Below are 22,431 nucleotides of genomic sequence, written 5' to 3' on the forward strand. Positions count from 1 at the left end.
CGCTATTTTTATTTGTCAGCTCGATTCTGTAGCCGATTAATTCAGCACTGAATCACTTTAGCATTTCACTGTTATTTTAACATCTCACAGTTATTTCAGCATCTCATTAGCCCGAATAACCTGAGCGCGGTAACCCGTCGCAAACATATCATGGCTGTCGATATTGATGCGAACAGCAGGCTTAGTTTCGCCATATCTGTGCTCAACCAAGATAGATTGCACCTTACCTGTGGTGTCATCCATCTTTAAGTTACCGTAACCACCGCCTAAACCAAACAGGCCAGCAGAAGCGAAATAGCTCATCATGCTATCTTTATCCGCTTGGTATTTAACGATAGACGTCACCGGTGAGTAGCCTTCATAACCCAGCTCATCTTTACCGTATTCCCAGACTTGCTGAACCGTCATGTTTTGCTCATCAATCTTATACTCTACCGAGCGAGAGTACTTTTCATTAGCAAACATCGGCTGACCTAAATCACGACCATCACCGTTATCAAACACGGTTAAGGTACCCTTTTCTGGCACCAAATACGCTGTGTGTGATGTCCAGCTAAAGTCAAAATCTTTATCCTGACAAGCGCCTTTCTCGTTACACCAGATTGGCTCACCGTCAGCAGTGATTGGCTTAAGTAGCTTGTCTTGGAACTTGTCGCTCCAGCCCTTACTAGCACTTAAAATCCACTTAACTTGCTTATCACGGCCAATCTTAATCACCGCTGATTGATGGCGTGAGCTGATAATAATACTGTCGTCGGTTGGATCATATTCAATCGAGTTTACATGGGCCCAGTTACGACCTGTCGCAACGCCGTGAATATCGCCATATGGCGCCTTGGCTAAGTCTTCTTCAGTGGTTTGATGACCCGCATCGTCAAGGTTAATGTTCAAACAAACCGCACCAGCATCAAGCGATAACAGCGCTGCATCACGCATAGGATCTAAAATGGTATTTAAGTCCCAGTAATCAACTAACTTACCTGTGTTATCTACTTCTATAATCTGATCACGCACAGTATTAACTAGGCGGCCATCAGCGGTACGGTAATCTTTGGCTGCTGCACGGATAAACACGTTACCGTTAGCGCCTTCGATGCCTTCATGAGAGGCATCGATAAAATTACCCGGCAGACTGTGCTCAGAGATCATCCGCCCCATGATCGACATTTTCTTCCAGCCTTGGCCCTGCACCCACACCATGTTGCCGTCTTTAGTGACGTTCATGCCCATAGCGTAACCTGCGTTATCGTAGGTTTTAGCGTCATGAGTGGTATACGGGTTCATATACCAGCGAATATCGCCTGCTGTATCGATAATAAAAAAGCCCGGCTTGCCATCCCAAGAAAAAGCGCCTGGTGCATCAGAGTTATTGTGCATCAAAGGGGCGGCTTTACCGTCGGCATTGGTCCAGTTTACAAAGTACAGTCGGTCTTTAAAGTCGGCATCAACATGCTCTACTTCAACAAGTGGTGCTTTCGCCCACTGGCTTTCAGAAAACCCCATGTCGATATCAGGTGTTAGCATCTTATAATCATGAGACTTTTGCTCACCGTTCTCGGTCCATTTAACGGTAAAGGTGTTCATAAAGGCTGGGTAAAGACCAAAGATGGGTACCCCGCCCTCATCCATCACGCGCATATCATCTACTTGATAGCTCAAGCTCACACCGTCAGCATCATTAGCATGCACAGTGACTTCTACGCCTGAAATGGTATGGCCCGCTAAGGTTACTAAGGCGGTAAGCGGCGCGTTTTCATAGGGGTTATGAATGATATAACCTAAAGGCGCCCCTTCAACAGGCTTAGGTTTCATGCCATCAATAGAAGCAAAAACTTGGCTACTACAAAGGCTAAGAGATAGGGCTATTGCCGATAGAATTAACGAGGGTTTAGACATTTAATTGATATTCTCAGCGAGTCAAAAACTGAGGCCGATTATAAGCAGCAAATACAATAAAAACTGCCGTCTGATTAACACTATAGCGAGTATATTTCGAGTTTGGATTAGCGATCACGGTTTATCATTTTAGTTTGCTCTAGATGCAACTTTTACGATATTTAAGCATCATCAAAAAGCCCCGAATTTATCATTATCAAAAATCGTTTTCACAGCTTATAAACGCGGTGTTAGCCATGATGTTCAATATGTTTAGTAAATGGCGATTTTATCCTAAAAACGCCATTAGAGTATCTGCAAACCAAGCTCAAAGTTACCGTTAAGACCTTGCTTTATACGCGTTGTGGCTTACTTTTTAATGTCTATAACAACAGCGTGCTTCTTGAAATACCAAACCGCAATTGGCACTTCTATTACCGCGTACACAATAAAGGTAAACCAGAACCAATTGGCACTAAAGAAGAGTAAACTGAAATCATATCCAGAACCCCAATACTTAAGCCCAACCAGTATCATCACAAAGCTTGAGCTGGCGATATCACACAGTGATATTTTGTTGAAATCATTGCCAGCAAGCTTGGGGTAAATAGAAAAATACCCAAGTACGACAACCGCCAGCACTAAGCCGATTATCGATAATTCTGCCATTCCCATCACTCACTCCAAATTGATGTAGTGATAGCAGCTAAGCCTGCTATCACTACGTTTATAATTACCGCACATGCTTAAGCATTGCATGGTCGATAACTGTTATTAAAAGTCCTTTTCACCTTTTATGATCTCTGGGTAACCGCAAATCGCTTTTGAAGTCTGCATTCCCGCCATAGTCGCAGCTTCAACACAGCCAGCGTTAATTCCGGTTTTAATCCAATCACCAGTCACAAACAAGTTATCTATACCTGTGCCATCAGTGTCAATACGATACTGAGTACTGCCCTTCACCGACATCACATAACGCTCAGACGGGTCAACATTGGCGCGCCAATATTGGCTATCAAATCTGGCCTTACCTTCTGCCTCACTGTCGTCATGTAACCAGTGCCATGGAAACTCAGAGCCTGAATCGCCATCTTTAGCAGGTACATTATCCCACAACTTATGGATTTCATTCTCTAGCTGAGAAATCGCCCCCAGCTTAGCTGCTAATGTTTTTTGCGCCTGAAATCCAAGTTCAGTAATAGGCGGATAACTGTCTACAGGCAAAGCAGAGCAGAAGTAACTAGCATTTTTAGGCTGCACGCCTTGCCAGTCTTCTTTATCGATCAAATGAGTCAGCGACGCCCATGTATCGAAAGGCTCAGTAAAGCCTGACAATACTGGCTCCTCTCCATTATCAGGACGCAGAGGCCAGCCTATGCCTGCTAAATCTTGATCCATCCATAATTGATACGCCTGAGTGGCAACCGTTTTGACCTTATCGACGCTTTGCGATAGCGCCTGACTTTGTTCCATCACTTCACTGGCAACATGGGGCACTGAGCCTATCGACAAGCCAAAAATTACCTTGTCGAAATCTTGCCCTTTCACTAGACGCTTCTTTGGCAGTGGCTTATTAAATTTCTGCTGGTAAACATCGTCCCAATTACACCAAAAATGCTCCAGGTTAATGTTATTGGCTTGCAGCAATTGGGCTTGCTCAGTGTCAATCTGCTCATAATTAGGCTCACTCGGCCAGCAAGCTAAACCTTTAACATCAACAAAAGGGTTATATTCCTGATATTCTGGTTTTAAGGCGACTTGCTCTGTTATTTCAATCGCTTGAACGCTTGAATTATTGCAAACTAAGTTATCGACTTTATTAAAGAAGTGGAAATTAACGCCACGGCGTTTCAGCACCTCATAATAAGGGGTAAATACCGTATCGCCCATGCCAGCCTGCATCTCCCACATCACCCCGCCTTGGTAACAAAAAGCGATACGTAACATAGAACGGATAATGGTGCCCGCCTCTAAATTAGGCTTATCAAAGTTGCCCTGCTCGTAAGCAAAAACTAAGTCATAAAAGCCACGCACCGGCGCAGAGTCAACAGTAAACGTCTGATTTGCCCCATGCTTAGTTAACCATTCGCGGTAATCATAGTCATTGATCACATCAAACCCATGCTTAAACACATCATCAGCAAACATACCTTTGAGTATGGTTAAACCAAGATCGGCGGCAATATAAAGCCGTCTTAGCTCATCGTTAGTTTCCAGCCTATCGACAAAGCGCTCCTCTAGACGAGCTCTAAACGCATCAACTGCAGATTCAACAAAGCCACCTTCATCTTCTGTATCATGATGATGCTCTATACAATCTCGGCCAATCATCTGATTAAAATGGCACTCTAACTTATCTGCCAATGAGCTGATGCTTTCTTTAGCATCATCAATCGAATCTTCAATTTTTTCATTAAGCTCAGCGAACCACTCCTTACTAAACCAATGCACAGGTCGAGCCGATTCTTTGGCATCGCTATCAAGCGTATCAAGCAGGTCATCCATTTCGGTTAGCCAATGACGGATCCAGCTAAATGCAGCTTTCACCACTTTCCACAGCGTCAAGACTTGAGTGCTATCTCCCGGCAAACCACTGCGTTCAGGAAATTGGATTGGCCAACTATCGGAGTCACCGCCAATATCTTCTTGCAGCACAATAAAGTTATGCGGTTTAAACGCATCAAGGAAGGTGGCTAAAGGCGCACCTTTTGGCCGGTCGAGTTCCTCATAGGCTTGGCGCATCAAGCTAAAGGCATTTTGATAGAACCCGAACCAAATATGCAGCCCATGCTCTTCGATCCGTTGACTCTTGGCAGCATTACGGCCGCTGGCACCTTTACCACCAATGCGCCAGCCCATCTGATATATGTCGATTTGGTAGCGGTTTTGCCAACCTGGCTGCTCAGTCAAACACATTGCAGAAGTGATGGCAGCGACGCCGCCGCCCAATATGGCAATTTTCTCTTTCTTTACTATCGTGTTATCGACCAGCACCTCGCCTTGAGGCACCTCAAAATCAAAATTCACATGGTAAGGTAATAATACATTTTGCTCGCCTAACTCAACCCCTAGTGACTCTTTGAAAGGGAAAGAGTCATTATCAAAAATGGTTGCCAACAGATCATTTTCAAGCAAAGACACCGAGTGTACTTTATTAATTTTGGCAGGTGCCGCCGTAATGGCTTGATACACTGCTTTGTCGCCTGCGCTGTCTGGAAGCTGTTTTAAAAATATCTGATCGATTGCAGGTTTAAATAGCAAGCTATAAAGCTGCTCTTCACCTAGCTTGTCTAGTTCTGGAATAAAATCAGTTTGCTCTTTAAACAGTTGCCATGTCTGAGTCATCGCCTCAATCGTCGATAATTGCTGCTCTTCTTTGGCGTTACAATCCACGCTTAATAGCGGATGCATAGCAAGCTCTGTTTCAGGGGAAAAATGCTTAAAGCTTTTAGCCGATAGGCTTAATTTCGTCAGCGGCTGTCCAGCCTCTGGCATCTCATACTCACACATGTATTTAGGGTAACCGAACAGCTCTCGACCGTTGATTAATGCCATGGCGTCATTAACGAAGATGTGCAGCGGATGAAAGTACACATGGCTAATATCATCACTATCGCTGCTATTTTGCTGCCCTACCATCACCCAGGTAACAATATCCGTTTCCTGGATCCAGCCTTTGGCTCTATCTTGTGGGTTCTCGGAGTATGCCTTATCAACCCGGGTAAAACTGGTCAGCACATAAGGTGATAGCACCTTGAAATACATAGCTGTTCCAGCGACTTGGTTAAGACAGGTATCTATGGACCTTTGCAAGTTTTCAAGTTTGCCTTTTAAGAAAAAGCCATACATATCGGCTTTACTGAGCACTAACGGTGAGTGCATTAACATAGAGCCTGGTGGGTAAATAAAATTGGGGTGTTGTGCTTCCATTGCTTACTTCCTGTAATTCCCAGAGTTAAACACATATAAAACATGTATTAGACGAATAGTAAGCAATTAAAACATGGATAAAGAGTCAACACAGCATCGTGGGATTTTTTAGCAGAAAAATTGTTCAAAACAAATGAAAACAGAAAGCTAATTTAAAGAAACTGCCTGTTGTAAATCTGAATCACTAGAAGGACCTTTTCCTTCAAACACAAGTTCGTGTACCTATAAATCGTTAAACATAGCCTTCCCCTTTAATTCCTTTAATTCCTTTAATTCAATTTCAAGCAAAGCCTATTTGGTGATAACGGACCTAACTGAAGTAGGTAGTTTAGGACTGAAAAAAACGCAGCCAAATGGCTGCGTTTTTATGGGTTCAATCATTCAAATTTAGGGCTAGTCATCTAGTCATCTAGTCATCTAGTCATCTAGTCATCTAGTCATCTAGTCATCTAGTCATCTAGTCATCTAGTCGAATATTCTCTGGCTCAACACCTAGACTTTCAAGCATCGCGATAACCGATGAGTTCATCATTGATGTAGGGCTACATTGCTTTAGCCCTTCCCTACTATCGGTTAATAATGCTTAGATTTAGCTGTGCGCTTAGTCACCAAAATCATCTAGTAGAATATTCTCTGGCTCAACACCTAGGCTTTCAAGCATCGCGATAACTGATGAGTTCATCATTGATGTAGGACCACACATTGCTTTGGCCCAGCTAAAGCCTCTCCAATCATTGAAACTTAGGGCTAGTCGCCAAAGTCATCTAATAGGATGTTCTCTGGCTCAACACCTAAGCTTTCTAGCATCGCGATAACTGATGAGTTCATGATCGGAGGTCCACACATGTAGAACTCACAATCTTCTGGCGCCTTGTGATTTTTAAGATAATTCTCATAAAGCACGTTATGGATAAATCCTGTGTAACCGGTCCAGTTATCTTCTGGTAGTGGATCAGACAGTGCCACATGCCAAACAAAGTTATCATTTTCAGCTGCTAAGGTATCAAAGTCTTCTTGATAGAATACTTCGCGAGTTGAACGCGCGCCGTACCAGAAGCTCATCTTACGCTTAGTTTTAACACCTTTAAGCTGGTTGAAGATATGTGAACGCATTGGTGCCATACCAGCACCACCACCAATAAACACCATTTCAGCATCCGTTTCTTTAACGAAGAACTCACCGAATGGGCCAGAGATAGTGACTTTATCACCCGCTTTTAGGTTAAAGATGTACGATGACATTTTACCAGGAGCGATATTGTCGCTTGGCGGCGTAGCAATACGCACGTTAAGCATGATACGGCCTTTCTCATCTGGATAGTTAGCCATTGAGTATGCACGCAACACGTCTTCATCAACTTTAGACACAAGCTTAAATAGGTCGTACTTTTCCCAATCATCACGGTACTCGGCAGGAATATCAAAATCCGCATACTTCACTTCGTGAGCCGGTGCTTCAATCTGGATGTAACCACCCGCTTTGAATAGTACGTCTTCGCCCTCAGGCAATTTAAGTAAAAGCTCTTTAATAAAGGTCGCTTGGTTATTGTTAGAAATAACCTCACATTGCCATTTTTTAACGCCGAAGATCTCTTCTTCAACTTCCAGTTCCATATCGGTTTTAACCGATACCTGACAAGCTAAGCGACAACCTTCTTTGGCTTCTTTCTTATTAATATGGTCACGCTCTGTTGCTAAGATCTCACCGCCGCCAGATTTTACTTTTACACGGCATTGACCACATGTACCACCGCCACCACAGGCAGATGGAATAAAGATATTTTTGCCCGCTAACGCGCCTAATAACTTATCACCCGCTTGGGTCGAAATACTCTTATCAGGATCGTCGTTAATACGGATATTAACGTCACCTGTAGAAACCAGTTTGCTCTTGGCGAATAAAATCACCATAACCAATATGCTAACCACGAAGGTGAACATACCGATACCAATTGCCATTTCCATCGAATCTACCTTTTGTTTAATTCGTTTTCATTAAGGGGTTAATGTGAAATCGCCCTTAAATAGAAATTCCGGAGAAAGCCATAAAGCCTAACGCCATCAGACCTGTGGTAATAAACACAATACCTATGCCTTGCAACCCTTGAGGAATTGCGTGGAACTTCATACGCTCACGCAGACCCGCTAGCATCACAATCGCCATTGCCCAGCCAAAGCCTGATCCCATAGCAAATACAGCTGACTCTGCTAGGTTATAGTCACGGTTTGCCATAAAGATAACACCGGCAAAAATCGCGCAGTTAACGGTTAACAGGGGTAGGAAAATACCCAATGAGTCATATAGTGCAGGGATGTACTTATCTAAAAACATTTCCAAGATCTGCACTAATGCTGCAATCACACCAATAAAGGTAATTAGCTGCAAATAGCTTAAGTCCAGTGCAGGGTAACCTGCCCAAGCAAGTGCACCCGGCGCAAGAATATTGGCGTAGATCAATTGGTTAAGTGGCACAGCAAGTGTCATCACTACGATGACGGCAATACCTAAGCCAAAAGAGGTCGACACCTTTTTCGATACCGCTAAGAAGGTACACATACCCATAAAGAACGACAGCGCCATGTTGTCGATAAACGCAGCTTGTATAAACAGATTAATATAATGTTCCATAAAGCCTCTTAACCTCGCTTGCGTTGAATGACGTTAATTGACCAGATCATCAAGCCAATTAAGAAGAACGCACTCGGTGGTAGCTTGAACATTTCATTCGCTAAGTACCAACCGCCGTTTTCCACAGTTTGAAAGATCTCATGGCCAAACAGTGTGCCGCTGCCAAGTAGCTCACGTACAAATGCCACACCAAGTAAGATCACGCCATAACCTAACGCGTTACCCACTGCATCAACCACAGCTAAGTGAGGCGGGTTCTTCATGGCAAACGCTTCAGCGCGGCCCATGATGATACAGTTGGTAATAATCAAGCCGACAAATACTGATAGCTGACGCGAAAGCTCATAGGCCACGTCTTGCAGCACCATGTCTACCACAATGACCAATGAAGCAATGACCGTCATCTGCGCAATAATACGCACGCTGTTTGGAATAAGTGACCGTATGCTTGAAATAATCAAGTTTGAGAACACCAATACAAAGGTCACGGCTAACGTCATAACCAGTGCCGTTTGCATCGAGTTACTAACCGCTAACGCCGAACAAACACCCAAAACCTGCATTGCGACTGGGTTATTAGCAAAAATAGGCCCAGTTAGCATTTCACGAGTCGAAATAGATTGAGTACTCATCCTTTATACCTCCGACGCTTTTAATTTTTTAAAGAAGGCTTCGAAACCTTCAGTGCCAAACCAGAACTGAATCGAGCGTTGTACACCGCGGCCTGTCATAGTTGCGCCGCTCACTGCATCAATAGCGTGAACATCGCCTTCTTTAGCACCACCTTTAACCACTTTGAAAGAGACCTTGCCCTTCTCGTCAAAGATCTGCTTGTTATGCCATTGATTGGTCCACTCAGGATCGTTAAGGAAGTCACCGATACCCGGGGTTTCACCGTGCTCATAAAACACCACATTTTCGATGGTATTTAAATCAGGTTTCACCGCGATAAAGCCATAAACCATTGACCACAAGCCTTTGCCGTAGATCGGTAGAACCACGCTGGTGAGCTTGCCGCTATCGTCAAAGACTTTAAACACGCGCACTTGATTAGCACGGGTTTTGATCTTGGCTTTATCTTGCTTTTTCTCAAGCTTGATTGAAGTTTCAGGGTTAATCGACGCCATGCGTGGATCAAAGTCCATCACAGTTGCGTCACTCTGTGCTTCACCGCTATCGAGTGAAACCAAAAATGGCTTAACGTCTTTAGCAAATAAGGCTCTGAAATCTTGACCACTTAGGTCTACATCCGCCGCTATCAGAACGTTACGCATCAGTTCATCACGCTTCTTAACTAACTTGCGCTCTTTAAGGACTTCTGCGGTACCTGTGATCATAAATGAACACAATAAACATAGGGTCACGGTAAAAATCATGGTGCCCATAAAAGAATCTTTCTTAAGTGCCATTACGCTTTCTTCTCCGTATTGACCTGACGACTCGCACACTTTGGCGTCCGATAGATGACGTATTCAAATATCGTTTCCCAAATATTGGCAATTAACATCACTGGCAATGCTGAAAATGAAGCGCTGCCTCTATGCATAGAATTAGCTCTATTATCCATGACGTTTAAGCCTCCGCTTGATGTTAGCCTTGGCTACCAGATAGTCGAAAATCGGTGCCCATAGGTTAGCGAACAAGATGGCAAGCATGATGCCTTCAGGCATTTTCGGGTTAACTACACGGATAAGTACGGTCATAAAACCAATTAGTAATCCGTAAGCGACTTTACCTTTACGGGTATATGAGGTGGTTACCGGATCGGTTGCCATAAACATCATACCCAAAGCAAAACCACCGGTGACCAAATGCCATGTCCAAGGCATTGCGAACATATCGTTTTTGCTTGAACCAATCACATTGAACATTGTGGCGGTTAAGATCATGCCAAACAGTACGCCAGCAACAATGCGCCAGTCAGCTAAACGAGTCAGAATTAAGAAACCGCCACCTATCAATAAGGCTAAAGTACTGGTTTCACCAATTGCACCAAGGGTAAAGCCGAAGAAAGCGTTCCACCAGTTAGGGTCGCTAAAGGCGTTAAACCAAGCGTAATCAGCAAAGCTCACTTTGCCCGCAGCGGTTTGCATTAAGGTGGTTGCGCCAGAGAAACCGTCAACCGCGACTAGCTGACTTACCGCTGTCACTTGTGATGGGTAGGCAAAATAGATAAATGCCAAACCAGCTAAAGCTGGGTTTAAGAAGTTGTAGCCCATGCCACCAAAGACTTCTTTTGCCATGATCACACCAAAGGTAATACCCATGGCAACCAACCAAAGCGGAGTCGAAACAGGTAAAATCAAGGTGAACAATAATGCGGTAACAAAGAAGCCTTCATGAAGCTCCTGCCCACGCACTTTGGCAAACACCATTTCCCAAAATAAACTAACAGCTAAAGCCGTTAGATAAATAGGTGCATAAAAGCTCAGACCATAAGCAAATAAACCTGCAATACCGGTTTGCTCGCTAAGGCCGCCAAAGACAAAGTTAAAAATCGCTAGTTGCCACACATCAGCTGTTGCTAGGCCTGACGCCACAGCAATCTGCGCTTGCAAACCTATGTTGTACATACCAAACAAAATGGCAGGCAATAAACATAAGCCAACAATTGTCATAGTACGTTTTACATCAATCGCATCACGAATGTGCACCTTACCCTGCGTGCTACGACCGTGTGCAATCAGCAGTGAGCTTAAATAGCCCTTAACTGAGCTGCCCGGCGCATAATAATCCTCTTGGATATCAGGCTTTTTATCTTGCTGACTCATTACCCTTCCCTCTCAATAATCTCTAAACAAGCACGTAGTTCTTTACCGAAGTCGTACTTGCCTGGGCACACAAATGTACACAATGCTAAATCTTCTTCATCAAGCTCTAACGCACCGAGCTGCTGCGCTTCATCAGTGTCACGTACCACTAAATCTCTGACTAAGAGAGTCGGTAAGATATCCAGTGGCATCACGCGGTCAAGCTGACCAAACGCCATCATAGCGCGGGCAGAGCCGCCTGTATGAGTGGTGAAATCAAATAGTTGCTTAGCGCCTTTTAAACGAGACGTTACCGCGCGGGTAATGGAGAATTTCTTTGAACCGCCACGTACCCAAGGGAGTACTTGGTGCTTAGCATCTTCTTGCAATACGCTAACTTGGTTATGGAAACGGCCAAGGAAATCAAGTGGTCCAGTCGCTGTATGACCAGATAGCAAAGAGCCTGAAACCACGCGAGAGAAGCCTTCTTTGAGCTCTCCCGCAGTTACTTCAGATAGCTTTGACCCTGCTTGTATACGTACTAGACGCGGATTAATCACATCAGGACCTGCCAATGCCACGATGCGGTCGCTATAAATCTCACCCGTTAGGAATAGCTTACCGTAGACGATTACGTCTTGATAACCAAGGTGCCACACTGGGCGCTCAAGGCTTGCAGGTAAAATGAAATGGATATGGGTGCCCACATTGCCAGCAGGGTGCACACCAGCAAAGTAGTGATTGCTGACTTTAGGTAAGTCATGACCAGGTAGTGGCTCGCCTTGCTCCTGGCATAAGTGAACCTTACCATCGGTAAGCTGACTCAATACCTGTAAACCCGCCGCAAAGGCCTCGGTCTGCTCAGCAATCACCAGTCTTGGTTCTGCGGCCAATGGATTGGTGTCCATTGCGCTAACGAAAATACCGGCTGGGCTACTGTCTAATTGAGGAACTTTAGAAAAAGGACGAGTACGTAGCGCGGTCCACAAACCACTCTCTACGAGTTTATCTTGTACGGCTTGACGGCTTAAAGAAGCGATATCTTTGCATGGAGTGAAATGCTTTGCTTCGGCGCCATCACATTCAATAACGATTGATTGGAAAAGTCTGCGTTCGCCTCGGTTAATGGCAATGACTTTACCGCTAGCGGGCGCGGTATAAATAACGCCAGGCGTTTTCTTATCTTCAAAAAGCGCTTGCCCCTTTTGAACACTATCACCCACCTCAACTAGCATTGTTGGTTTTAAACCAACATATTCCTCTCCGAGCAAGGCAACATGAGACGTTTTAGGTCCATCATGGATCACTTGAGAAGGCTCACCAGCTATGGGTACATCTAAGCCTTTTTTTATCGTTATCACTTGGTTTGAGTAACCTGCCATCACTAAAATCAACCGTTAAAATTTTGGATACCCAATAGTAAATGTTTGTTAACTAATATTCCAAGTTAGACTTCACACTTTCCTGCCAAAGTTGTAAGTTACCAACAAAAAATACCTACATACGACTAAATTTCGTGACGCAGATTCAAAATCATAGCGTTAATAAGTATTTATGTAGTTTTACCACGAACATAAGTTCCAACGTGCACACCCACCCGCAACATCAAGGAAGCAATCACCCAAAAACAAAACCCAAAATAATTAAAGACTTGCAACCAAATAACGCCAAATGCGCGGCGAAAATACATTTAAAACAACTCAGCAACCAAATCAACAGCTTGTAATATTACACAAATTAAAAAAACACCAACAAAAATGTGAACCATCGCCATTATCAAGATTAATATTCATGCTCCTGTCGCTATCAAATGAAACAAATATCTGCCTTGCTTCAGAGTCACTAAATTCATCCATACGGTTAGCTTCAACCGATGAGTCTGTCAGCCAATAAACTGCACTGTTAAAATAAGCACTAGCTGCTTGGTTTTCTCTATTTAATCGCGATAAAACGGCCAACTGGTCGCAACACTGCAATCTAAACTGTAATCTAAACTGTAATCTCAGCATCAATACCGCTAAAGCTGCACTAAACTTAACCATAAGGCTGAATATTGGTTATTTATTTTGCTATTAAACAAACTGCCCACCTTTGGATCATTGCTACTGGTTACAGTTTTACTGCAACTGTGTTTTTGTTGCGCCGCAAGCTACGCCAATACAGCTCAACAGCCAAATATTAAGCCTCGGCCACAAGTCGTGGTCTTGGAGTTTGAGGGGGCTATCGGCCCAGCCACCAGCGAATACTTAACCCATGGTATCGATCAGGCAAACGCAAGCTCGGCACTCGGAAATAGCGAGATAGAGCTCATTGTTATTGTGATGGACACACCTGGTGGCCTTGTCTCCAGCCTAAGAGATATCAATCAAAGCATTTTAAACTCCGAAGTCCCCATCGCTTGTTTGGTCGCGCCGCCTGGAGCGAGAGCGGCCAGTGCTGGCACCTATATTCTTTACGCATGTCATATTGCAGCCATGGCTGATGCCACGACTCTAGGCGCGGCGACGCCTGTCAGCATTGGCCCAGGCAGTGCCCCTACTCCTGCGCCCAAACAAGATCCCAAAGACGATAAAGAGCCCGCTCCGGCCACGCCCAGCGCCATGGAGAAGAAAATTCTCAATGATGCCATCGCCTATATACGAGCGCTGGCACAGCTTCGCGGCCGTAATGAGCAATGGGCAGAGCTCGCAGTAAAAGAAGCTGCAACCCTCACCGCAAAAGAAGCCCTCGAGATGAACGTCATTAATCTCATCAGCCCTGATGCGCCGCGACTAGTCAACGAGCTCACTGGCTGGCAAGTTGAGATAGACAATCAGCAACTGACATTGGCTTTAGATAATGCCGAGTTACATTATTTAAAACCCGATTGGCGCAACCGTATCATTTCGACGATCACCAACCCCAATGTCGCTTACATTTTAATGTTGATCGGAATTTACGGCATTTTGCTGGAATTCTATAGCCCCGGCATCGGGATTGCGGGGATCACTGGTGCCATTAGCTTACTGGTTGCCCTCTATGCGTTTCAGATGTTACCGATTAGCTATGCCGGACTCGGACTTTTACTACTAGGACTGGCATTAATCACTATCGAATCTTTTGCCCCCAGCTTTGGTATTTTTGGCTTAGGAGGCATTGCAGCCTTTGCCATTGGATCGCTGTTTTTACTCGATACCGAAACCGATCACTTTGTCCTTTCTCTTCCACTCGTTGCCGCCGTTTCGGTCGCTGTCACCCTAATGTCCATGCTAGTGCTAGGCACATTATGGCGAAACCGCAAATCGCCCATCGTCAGTGGTGATGGCCAGATAGTGGGTCAAACAGCATTGGTGGTCGATGACTTTACCCCTTCAGCTGAACAGATGAATGCGGCAGAGAGCAGCGCTTCTGCAAGCCGTCCTCTTAAACACAGCGGCTTTGTGCTGCTCAATGGTGAGATCTGGGCGGCGAGTTCAGACTATCCGCTTAAAAAGGCGCAACAGGTGACTGTAGTGATACGTCACGACCTTTCATTAGAGGTCAAACTAACCCCTGCTTCTCATCAAGAAGTACTAAATAGCTAAGGAACCGAATATGGAACCCATCCTCAGTAATGGCAGCGTGTTTATAGGCATATTGACCTTCCTACTCGTCGGCTTACTCGTGAGCATGTTTAAGATCCTAAGGGAGTATGAGCGTGGCGTGATCTTCCTATTAGGCCGTTTTTATCAAGTGAAAGGGCCGGGACTCATTATCGTGATCCCCATAGTGCAACAGATGGTGCGAGTCGATTTACGTACCGTAGTGATGGATGTACCGACTCAGGATGTGATCAGTCGTGATAACGTTTCGGTACGAGTCAACGCGGTGATCTATTTTAGGGTGATCGATGCTCAAAAAGCGATTATCAATGTAGAGGATTTCTTACAGGCAACCTCGCAGCTTGCCCAAACCACCCTGCGCTCGGTACTTGGTCAACATGAACTCGATGAGATGCTAGCCAACAGAGAGATGCTCAATACCGATATTCAGGCCATTTTGGATACCCGTACCGATGGCTGGGGCATAAAAGTCTCTAACGTCGAGATCAAACATGTGGATCTGAATGAAACCATGATACGCGCAATTGCTAGGCAGGCCGAAGCAGAGCGTACGCGTCGAGCAAAAGTAATTCATGCCTCCGGTGAGATGGAAGCCTCAGCTAAACTGGTAGAAGCAGCAGAAAAGCTATCAACCGAACCTAACGCGATATTGCTGCGTTATCTGCAAACGCTTACCGAAATAGCAGGCGAGAAAAACTCCACCATACTGTTTCCCCTGCCCATGGATCTACTCAAAGGCGTGCTAGGCAAACAAGATAAAAAGCCCTAAGACTTTGCAGCTAAGTCCATACATCTAAGCCCTTACAGCTAAGTCTTTACAACTAAGCCCTTACATCTAAGCCCTTACATCTAAGCCCTGCAATCAAAAGCCGAGTCTCAGGTACAAAAAAGCCCTCAATTATAACCAGATAATCGAGGGCTTTTAGCAGAAAAGATTAAGCGTTAGCTGTTAGCTTTTACTTGAACAGGCTCAGCTGCAATTTCTGTTTCTGGGTTAAACTTATCGATAACCACAGCACAAACCGCATCGCCAGTAATGTTTAGTGTCGTTCTGATCATGTCAAACACACGGTCAAGAGCAAACAATAGTGGTAGACCTTCAATTGGAATACCTGCCGCAACTAATACCGCAATCACTAGGAACGATGGACCTGGCACACCAGCTTGACCAATTGCGCCCAGTGTCGATGTGAAGATAATTGCTACATAAGCCGCAAGACCTAGCTCTACATTGAACATTTGAGCAAAGAATACCGCAACTAGACCGTAATAGATCGCGTTACCGCTCATGTTAATGGTTGCACCTAAAGGCAGTACGAATGCAGCTGTAGACTTAGATACGCCTAACTCTTTCTCACACACTTCGATGTTAACTGGCAACGCCGCCATAGATGATGCAGTAGACATAGCCAATGCTTGAGGCTTCTTCATTGCCGATAGGAACTTGCCAACCGGAACATTAGAGAAGAACTTCACCATCAATGGGAAGAAGATAAAGCCGTAGATCAAGATAGCCGCAACATAAACTAGGAATAGGTTAAGCACTACAGTCAATGACTGGAAGCCAAAAGTACCCACTGAGTCAGCCATCAAACCAAACACACCAATTGGAGCAATCAACATCACAATGTTAATCATCCAAATAAAGGCTTCAACAATAGTATTAAGTGCAGAAGTAATCGGCTTAGCAGCTTCTTGATTAACTTTAGTCAGCGCGATACCAAAGAAGATACAGAACACTAAGATCTGTAGAATGTTACCACCTGTTAGCGCCTCAAAAACGTTAGTAGGGATCATTCCGATAATCGTATCAGCAACGCCTGGCAAAGCGCCCTGCTCTGCAGTTACCGCAGCTAGACCAACGCTATGCTGTGAGAAGTCCATGCCAACACCTGGCTGGAAAAACTCACCCATAACCAATGCTAAGGTCACAGCTAATGCCGAAGTTGCCATGAAGAAACTGATAGTACCAATACCCACTTTACCTGCAGACGGACCTGCACCTAAGCTTGCAGCACCGGCAATAATCGAAACAGCAACTAGAGGGATCACCAACATCTTAATCAAATGGATAAAAAATGTTCCTAGCGGAGCGAAGATAGAAGCATCCTCTCCCATCATCACACCCACGAGCGCACCCAGCACCATGGCTACAACCACTTGGAATCCAATGTTCTTATAAAACTTTTTCTTTGTGTTCAACACCCTAGCTCCATCACTGACTATTTTATTAAGAGGCATAAATACCCCTTTGTTTATTTAATAACAAAGTAACACGCTAAATTGGCAATTAATGTGATTCACTAACGAGTTATGACCCAATTCGATAATTAGCGAAATTTATTCGACCTAGCTTGAATAATCCTCAAAAAAACCAGCCATAAAAAACAGAAAATGCATTAATCAAATTCCAGTGTTACAAAATATAGAGTCATAACAACTACAGGGCAACTTTGCACACAGATAAATAACACAATATTGTTCAATGCCTTAACTCATCACCTAAAAATCATCCAATACTCATCTTAGTAAGCAAAATCACATTAAGCTCAGATCTGTTCAGCTTGATAGTTTTGCTTTCAGCAGTCCTATCTGTTATTTCAGCCCTAACAGCAAAAAAACCGCCACACTACACATTATTACCTAGCGTTTACTCGGGCCAACAGACTAAATACTGACTATTATTAACTATGGACTTAGTCATTTTATCCAGCCTGTTTTAGCAAGAGTAAAATGACTTGCTAATGATATTTGAGCTTATTTTTACAGAGGGTATTATTATGCGTACTCGCCAAATCTTATGCCCAACAGACTTCTCTGAAACGGCCTCTCACGCTCTAAGCTACGCCATAGAGATGGCAAACTTGTATCAAGTGAATATCCGTTTGCTACATGTTATGAGTAAACCTTATGGAGAGCACAATTACGGTATTGTGGTAGAAAGTATTGCCGAACTGGAGGCTCAGCTTGAAGCTTACTCAAACGAAAAACTCGATGCGCTAGTTAAGGAAATTGAACCACAATTAAATACTCCACTACAGGTTAATACTGCCGTTAGGAGTGGTGATACCTTTGCACAGATTTTGGAGGACAGTGTTGAAAATGACGTTGGTATGATAGTTATCGCAAGTCACGGCCATACAGGGCTTTCTCATATGCTCAATCCTAACGTCTCAGAACAGTTAGCAAATAAAGCCAAATGCCCTGTGTTCGTGGTTAAGTGATCCAAAGAAGGTTCGAGGTGCTAAGTGCTAAGTGCTAAGTGCTAAGTGCTAGGAAAAGCAGATTAAAGCCAAGACGGGCAAGCATAGACGGATAACGCTAAGACGAACGTTTCGCTAAAGGGAAAACGACAAAGGAAAAACCTTAATGCTTTTCCTAGAAGCACAGCGCCTTAGCAGTGAGCCTGCAAACGACCTCGTCCCTGCGCCTTACAAACCCATGAACTGTAAAATCCTGTAATCTCGCTGCTAACTTTCTTAAATTTACGTTATGCTGGCGCCTATAAACCAAAAAATAGAACAAAAAACACCTATGCGCTTAACATCACGGCTTACGACTTTGGCTTTAATTGTGGCAGCGAGTAGCCTACTCAGTGCTTGTAGCAGTCAGCCCGAGATCAATCCTGAAGATTTTGCAGGCCAAGTGTCCGACTCCTTTAGAACCGATATCAAGAGTAATGGCTTAAAGCTATTTACTTACCGTGCGATTCTCACTTTAGAAACACCACAGAGCCAAGCTTTGCCCCACGAAGTACGCTCAAACCAGAAGAAACGTTCTCGTTCTAATAAACGCTATCAAGGGCCAGACTTAAGTGGCTGGACGGCACAGATAGAACATGGTTTGCAGCAAACCATTAAGATGAATGGCTATTGCCGTGAAGGTTATATCGAGCTTAGTCGCACTATTCAGTATGATCGCGGCACCATACGCGGTGAGTGTAATGATGGCGCAGATGAAGCGGATCGAGCTAAATTTGATTCTTAAAAAGTCTAAGCCCACAGATAAAATAGTGGGCTTTATTATCTGAGTAAATCCATTTAGACAACTCAATGTTAACCCCTTAAAAGACGCTAACAGAACTTAATGCACTAAGGGCAGCCATCAAATTTCTCTTTTAACGATGGTGCAAAAACAGTATCAAAAAGTTTTTGTATTTTGGCTTTTGTTGCCTCTTTCCTACTCTGAGGAACATTTATACTTCCTGACTGAGAAAACTTAATAAGCGTGTAATTAACAGGGTTATCTATAAAGGTAACTTTTTCCAATGTAACTATAGTTGTCCACGGCATCAGAGGTAAGCTCGAATGATTAAATGTAGTCACCAACTGATAACTATGATCAGAGAGTTCAATCAATCGCTCTTCACTATGACCGGTTACATTTTCCTCCCCAGCTCCTGTATCAACTTCGTAGCTAACAGTAGTTCCTAGCTCTCTATCTCCTCCGGTTATTTTAATACTGACCAAAAAGTCACCTAATACAGATTCAAACCAGCTTTTCACATTGCCAACCGTTTTCCATGTATTTTCAATTGGACACTGAACAACAACACTGCCAAATGTTTGCATCTCAGAATATTTATTAACAGTAGAGATCGAGTTCGTTGATGCTGATGCAGATGCACTCAATAAAACATAAATAAAAATATGACAAATTACTTTCATAACAATACTCCTTCTTCATTGCTTGCAAGTCTTAAGCTTTACTTTTGCGTGTTACCGCCAAAATCTAACCCTACCTAAACCTACAATCAAGGGCATATTTTTAAATTCTATAGAGCAAACACCGCTATTTAGTGCATTAGCGTAACGAATCAACTTCAGAGTATGGCAATATCTAATTAAACTCTTTCGCTATGAGTTCGAAATACAACTCAATTACTTAACTCTTTAATAAACTGTTTCCGGTATCGCCTTAATTTAACATTCAGATTCGAGCATATATATGTTGAGCATTATCTTAAAATAACCTTACCTAGGAGTTCTGATTGGTAAAATAGCTCATACAAAAGTTCAGCTAATTTGGAGTTATAGCTATCCAAGTCACTTCAGGTTAAGAGAATATAAGCGTGCACTGTAAATACTCTCTCAAACTATGCTATTGAAGCTGTTCGAGCTAAATTTAATTCTTAAATGCCACGTAACTATAGGCTCTTTGATAAACAAGACTGCCTGCTAGCCAAATGTTATTTTAAACAAAAAGCGTTCACTACGGCGAATATGGCGAAGCCATGTGCTAATAAGCGAGAGCTAGGGATAGCGAACAGGCTGTTAAACACGGATGTTATTGGAACACAGAGGACACGAAGAAAGGCAATAACCTAAGCAGTTTGAACTATTTATCTTTACCTTCCTGCACTTCGTGAAAGCGGAGCGCTTCCTGGTAGGATTCGAGATTTGAAAGAGATATGCCTTTCCTAGATTCTCGCTTTAATTAGATTTATAGCCTGTTGCTGAATGTATGAACTCTTCAGTGACACGGCTCGGCTTTTGATTTCGTAAGAAGTGTCCCTACAGCCTCTACGACAGCTTCCCTGCTGTCGTAGGTCACTGCCGTATTGACACATCAGCATTCATCTCATCAAATTTTCTTATCTAATTGCTGCCAACTCACTTTTGGACAAAAGTCAGTTGGAGCTTGCAGCTCGACTAGCCCTTACAGCGATATCAAACTTCGTTTGATTACAAAGCCCCAAAAGACTCGATATATTTTGGTTAAGAGTGGCATCCAACAAAAGTGGTTCCAATGGCCTGCGGCCAGCGCATGTGCAGACACTTCCGTGACACGCAGCTAGTCCCTCCCTGGAAGCTCGGCCATGACGAAAAGCATCCCTGCTAAAAGGCCAGTTCGGCATCCAGCCTCTCGTTCGAAAGCTTGATAACTTCGTTATCTCTCACCTTGTCATGGACGGTCACGGCCGCATCTACACAAAGTTGGAACAGCACACTCTTTAATGTTTAGAGTTGCGGCTAAAGCCCTAGCTATTTTTTGGACAGCAACTGTTTAGATTATTTGCTCTACTCTGGTGAGTAGATATTAGAAAAAGTATGGATAGATGTCGGCTGCGCGATAGATATCCTTATCTGTTAGGCATTTTTAGGGTAAGTATTTTGTGATAGCGACCTTATAAACATGTGTGGTTTCTGCCACCATGCGAAGTGAATGGTTTGGAAATGAGATTTCGGTTCGTTACTGTCAGCACGTATATAAGAAGTGGGATATCAACGAGCTCAGGATGAACAGGGAAAGGATATAGCTCACCTTGCGGTGATTTTCTACAAAGAATGCAATCCTTTACCGCTTAACACACTGTTGACTCTATTAATGACCGCATGACTTTCAACGATTCTATCGGTTGATAAATTGAAGTCAAATTCAGCGCTCGATGCGTAGCATTACTATGCTTGAATTATTTGTAATCACCTCTAACCCTATTCAGGTCTAAAAGTAAAATTACCATAGGATTATCTATTAATGAAACGTACTTATTCTTTTTTAATACCAATTTTAATGTCCGCCTCTTTTGCTTCAAATGCATTACCATGCGTGCTCAAAAGTAAGGTAACCTCCGTTCTGATCCCTAATAATAATAGGACAGAGATACGGATTAAGACCCAAGCTATTAGCTCGGATCAATCTGCTTATAACAATGGAAGAATTCAAATGTGGGAAGGGAGTTCATATGAAAGATGGAAACAAAAGCGAGATCTATTACTAATGGCTTATTCATTGAACAAACCAATCACCATTCATAGTAATGATGATAATTGCATGGGAAATGATGATGAGTTTCATATAGTAGTGGGATCAAAATGAAAAAGACTATTGGAAAAACATTATTTTCTTTTTTGTTACTGTTCAGTGACCTATCCGTAGGGGCACCATTCGATGTGAATAGAGTTTACAGGTTTGATAGCCGCTCACCAGAAGAGATATTTAAAAAGGGATTTAAGAGTTGGGGGGATAACATGGATTTACTGGCGCATATTTCAGGCGATTCATGTGCAGGACCGAGAGAAACGAGAGATTCAGGTTTTATATCTACAGGAGCAAATGAAGATGGTGTTATTAGTGCAGCAGAAGCCAAGATTGAATTTCAATCAAAAAATATGACTAAAGAAGAGAAAAAAAAATTAAAAATCTATGTTTATGTGATTGAGCCAGATTCTCGTTTTTATCCTGCAGTTGAATCATTACAGTATTATGCTCTACATAGTCCTACTTATATTCCTCCCATCTTAGATGGTTCCGGCCCAGACTTAATTCAAGAGTATGTTAGACCTACATCTATAAATAACCATCATATTGAACAGGTGTATGAAATCACCTTGGATCCTAATGACCACCCTATAATTTCAGCATTACACTCAAATCCTGAATTTGTTCCCCTTCTTACTTCTGCGAATGAAATGCCATTTACCATTGAAAGTCATCATGATTCAAATTCTGATGATACCTTTATATGTATGATGTCATCGCTTCCTATCGGAGGTAGACAAGAAGATATTGATCGTCAAATAGCACTTTCTATACTTTATTTTGGACATTAGAAATTTTACGTTTTGTTTCGATTCCCCCTTGTTGGAGGGGATTGTTGCAAATAATCTGAGTTGGTAAATAAGTGCCCATCATCAATATATCGAATAAGTTTAGGCCACTGATC

General features: G+C 43.3%; 18 protein-coding genes. 6 read left to right on the forward strand and 12 right to left on the reverse strand.

The features are described from left to right. Positions 1 to 90 precede the first annotated feature (90 nt). The 10 genes from K5Q73_RS16900 to K5Q73_RS16945 all read right to left on the reverse strand — a co-directional run bounded on the left by K5Q73_RS16900 (position 91) and on the right by K5Q73_RS16945 (position 12,566). Complete coding sequence (locus K5Q73_RS16900; RefSeq protein WP_220765469.1) at positions 91 to 1,896, reverse strand: aryl-sulfate sulfotransferase; 1,806 nt, start codon at positions 1,894 to 1,896, stop codon at positions 91 to 93. A gap of 348 nt (positions 1,897 to 2,244) precedes the next feature. Further along, a complete protein-coding gene (locus K5Q73_RS16905) occupies positions 2,245 to 2,550 on the reverse strand; it encodes a hypothetical protein (RefSeq protein WP_259650838.1) in 306 nt (101 codons plus the stop codon). Positions 2,551 to 2,649: 99 nt separating this feature from the next. Beyond that, a complete protein-coding gene (locus K5Q73_RS16910) occupies positions 2,650 to 5,805 on the reverse strand; it encodes an NAD(P)-binding protein (protein WP_220765471.1) in 3,156 nt (1,051 codons plus the stop codon). Positions 5,806 to 6,552: 747 nt separating this feature from the next. Beyond that, entirely contained in the window at positions 6,553 to 7,770 is a 1,218-nt protein-coding gene (nqrF, locus tag K5Q73_RS16915) for an NADH:ubiquinone reductase (Na(+)-transporting) subunit F (protein WP_220765782.1), read from the reverse strand. Between the two features lie 55 nt (positions 7,771 to 7,825). Then, on the reverse strand, positions 7,826 to 8,434 hold the full coding sequence (gene nqrE, locus K5Q73_RS16920) for an NADH:ubiquinone reductase (Na(+)-transporting) subunit E (RefSeq protein WP_220765781.1): 609 nt from the start codon (positions 8,432 to 8,434) through the stop codon (positions 7,826 to 7,828). A gap of 8 nt (positions 8,435 to 8,442) precedes the next feature. Continuing rightward, a complete protein-coding gene (locus tag K5Q73_RS16925; RefSeq protein ID WP_220765780.1) occupies positions 8,443 to 9,066 on the reverse strand; it encodes an NADH:ubiquinone reductase (Na(+)-transporting) subunit D in 624 nt (207 codons plus the stop codon). 3 nt (positions 9,067 to 9,069) lie between these two features. Continuing rightward, positions 9,070 to 9,843: a Na(+)-translocating NADH-quinone reductase subunit C gene (locus K5Q73_RS16930; protein ID WP_220765779.1), complete on the reverse strand. Its 774-nt coding sequence runs from the start codon at positions 9,841 to 9,843 to the stop codon at positions 9,070 to 9,072. Beyond that, positions 9,843 to 10,001, reverse strand: a complete 159-nt coding sequence (locus tag K5Q73_RS16935; protein ID WP_220765778.1) for a hypothetical protein — start codon at positions 9,999 to 10,001, stop codon at positions 9,843 to 9,845. The genes K5Q73_RS16930 and K5Q73_RS16935 overlap by 1 nt, the downstream gene beginning before the upstream one ends. After that, on the reverse strand, positions 9,994 to 11,205 hold the full coding sequence (locus K5Q73_RS16940; RefSeq protein WP_220765777.1) for an NADH:ubiquinone reductase (Na(+)-transporting) subunit B: 1,212 nt from the start codon (positions 11,203 to 11,205) through the stop codon (positions 9,994 to 9,996). The genes K5Q73_RS16935 and K5Q73_RS16940 overlap by 8 nt, the downstream gene beginning before the upstream one ends. Next, positions 11,205 to 12,566 carry a Na(+)-translocating NADH-quinone reductase subunit A gene (locus tag K5Q73_RS16945; RefSeq protein ID WP_220765776.1) on the reverse strand — a complete coding sequence of 454 codons (1,362 nt, stop codon included), beginning with the start codon at positions 12,564 to 12,566 and terminating at the stop codon, positions 11,205 to 11,207. Before K5Q73_RS16945 ends, K5Q73_RS16940 begins: the two co-directional genes overlap by 1 nt. Positions 12,567 to 13,250: 684 nt before the next feature. On the opposite strand from K5Q73_RS16945, the gene K5Q73_RS16950 reads away from it, so the two are divergent. Both K5Q73_RS16950 and K5Q73_RS16955 read left to right on the forward strand, forming a co-directional pair. Continuing rightward, positions 13,251 to 14,747: a nodulation protein NfeD gene (locus tag K5Q73_RS16950; protein ID WP_220766157.1), complete on the forward strand. Its 1,497-nt coding sequence runs from the start codon at positions 13,251 to 13,253 to the stop codon at positions 14,745 to 14,747. A 10-nt stretch (positions 14,748 to 14,757) separates the two neighbouring features. Beyond that, positions 14,758 to 15,534, forward strand: coding sequence for a slipin family protein (locus K5Q73_RS16955; RefSeq protein WP_220762779.1), 777 nt, complete (start codon positions 14,758 to 14,760; stop codon positions 15,532 to 15,534). A gap of 173 nt (positions 15,535 to 15,707) precedes the next feature. On the opposite strand, the gene K5Q73_RS16960 is transcribed toward K5Q73_RS16955, so the two are convergent. After that, the gene (locus K5Q73_RS16960) at positions 15,708 to 17,006 is read right to left on the reverse strand and encodes a dicarboxylate/amino acid:cation symporter (protein ID WP_374706871.1); all 1,299 of its coding nucleotides are present in this window, start codon (positions 17,004 to 17,006) and stop codon (positions 15,708 to 15,710) included. A 539-nt stretch (positions 17,007 to 17,545) separates the two neighbouring features. Between K5Q73_RS16960 and K5Q73_RS16965 the strand changes: the two genes are divergently transcribed. Then, the gene (locus K5Q73_RS16965) at positions 17,546 to 17,989 is read left to right on the forward strand and encodes a universal stress protein (protein WP_220762781.1); all 444 of its coding nucleotides are present in this window, start codon (positions 17,546 to 17,548) and stop codon (positions 17,987 to 17,989) included. 349 nt (positions 17,990 to 18,338) lie between these two features. Beyond that, entirely contained in the window at positions 18,339 to 18,752 is a 414-nt protein-coding gene (locus K5Q73_RS16970; RefSeq protein WP_259650784.1) for a hypothetical protein, read from the forward strand. 104 nt (positions 18,753 to 18,856) lie between these two features. Here the strand turns inward: K5Q73_RS16970 and K5Q73_RS16975 are convergent, their stop codons facing one another. Next, positions 18,857 to 19,432 carry a hypothetical protein gene (locus tag K5Q73_RS16975; protein WP_220762785.1) on the reverse strand — a complete coding sequence of 192 codons (576 nt, stop codon included), beginning with the start codon at positions 19,430 to 19,432 and terminating at the stop codon, positions 18,857 to 18,859. Between the two features lie 1,810 nt (positions 19,433 to 21,242). Here K5Q73_RS16975 and K5Q73_RS16980 point away from each other — a divergent pair. Together K5Q73_RS16980 and K5Q73_RS16985 are read left to right on the forward strand one after the other, a co-directional pair. Next, entirely contained in the window at positions 21,243 to 21,584 is a 342-nt protein-coding gene (locus K5Q73_RS16980) for a hypothetical protein (protein ID WP_220762787.1), read from the forward strand. Next, positions 21,581 to 22,318, forward strand: a complete 738-nt coding sequence (locus tag K5Q73_RS16985; protein ID WP_220762789.1) for a hypothetical protein — start codon at positions 21,581 to 21,583, stop codon at positions 22,316 to 22,318. Before K5Q73_RS16980 ends, K5Q73_RS16985 begins: the two co-directional genes overlap by 4 nt. The last annotated feature ends 113 nt before the right edge of the window (positions 22,319 to 22,431 follow it).

Origin of the sequence: Shewanella sp. MBTL60-112-B2, assembly GCF_019655055.1 — a bacterium.
Classification (GTDB): domain Bacteria; phylum Pseudomonadota; class Gammaproteobacteria; order Enterobacterales; family Shewanellaceae; genus Shewanella.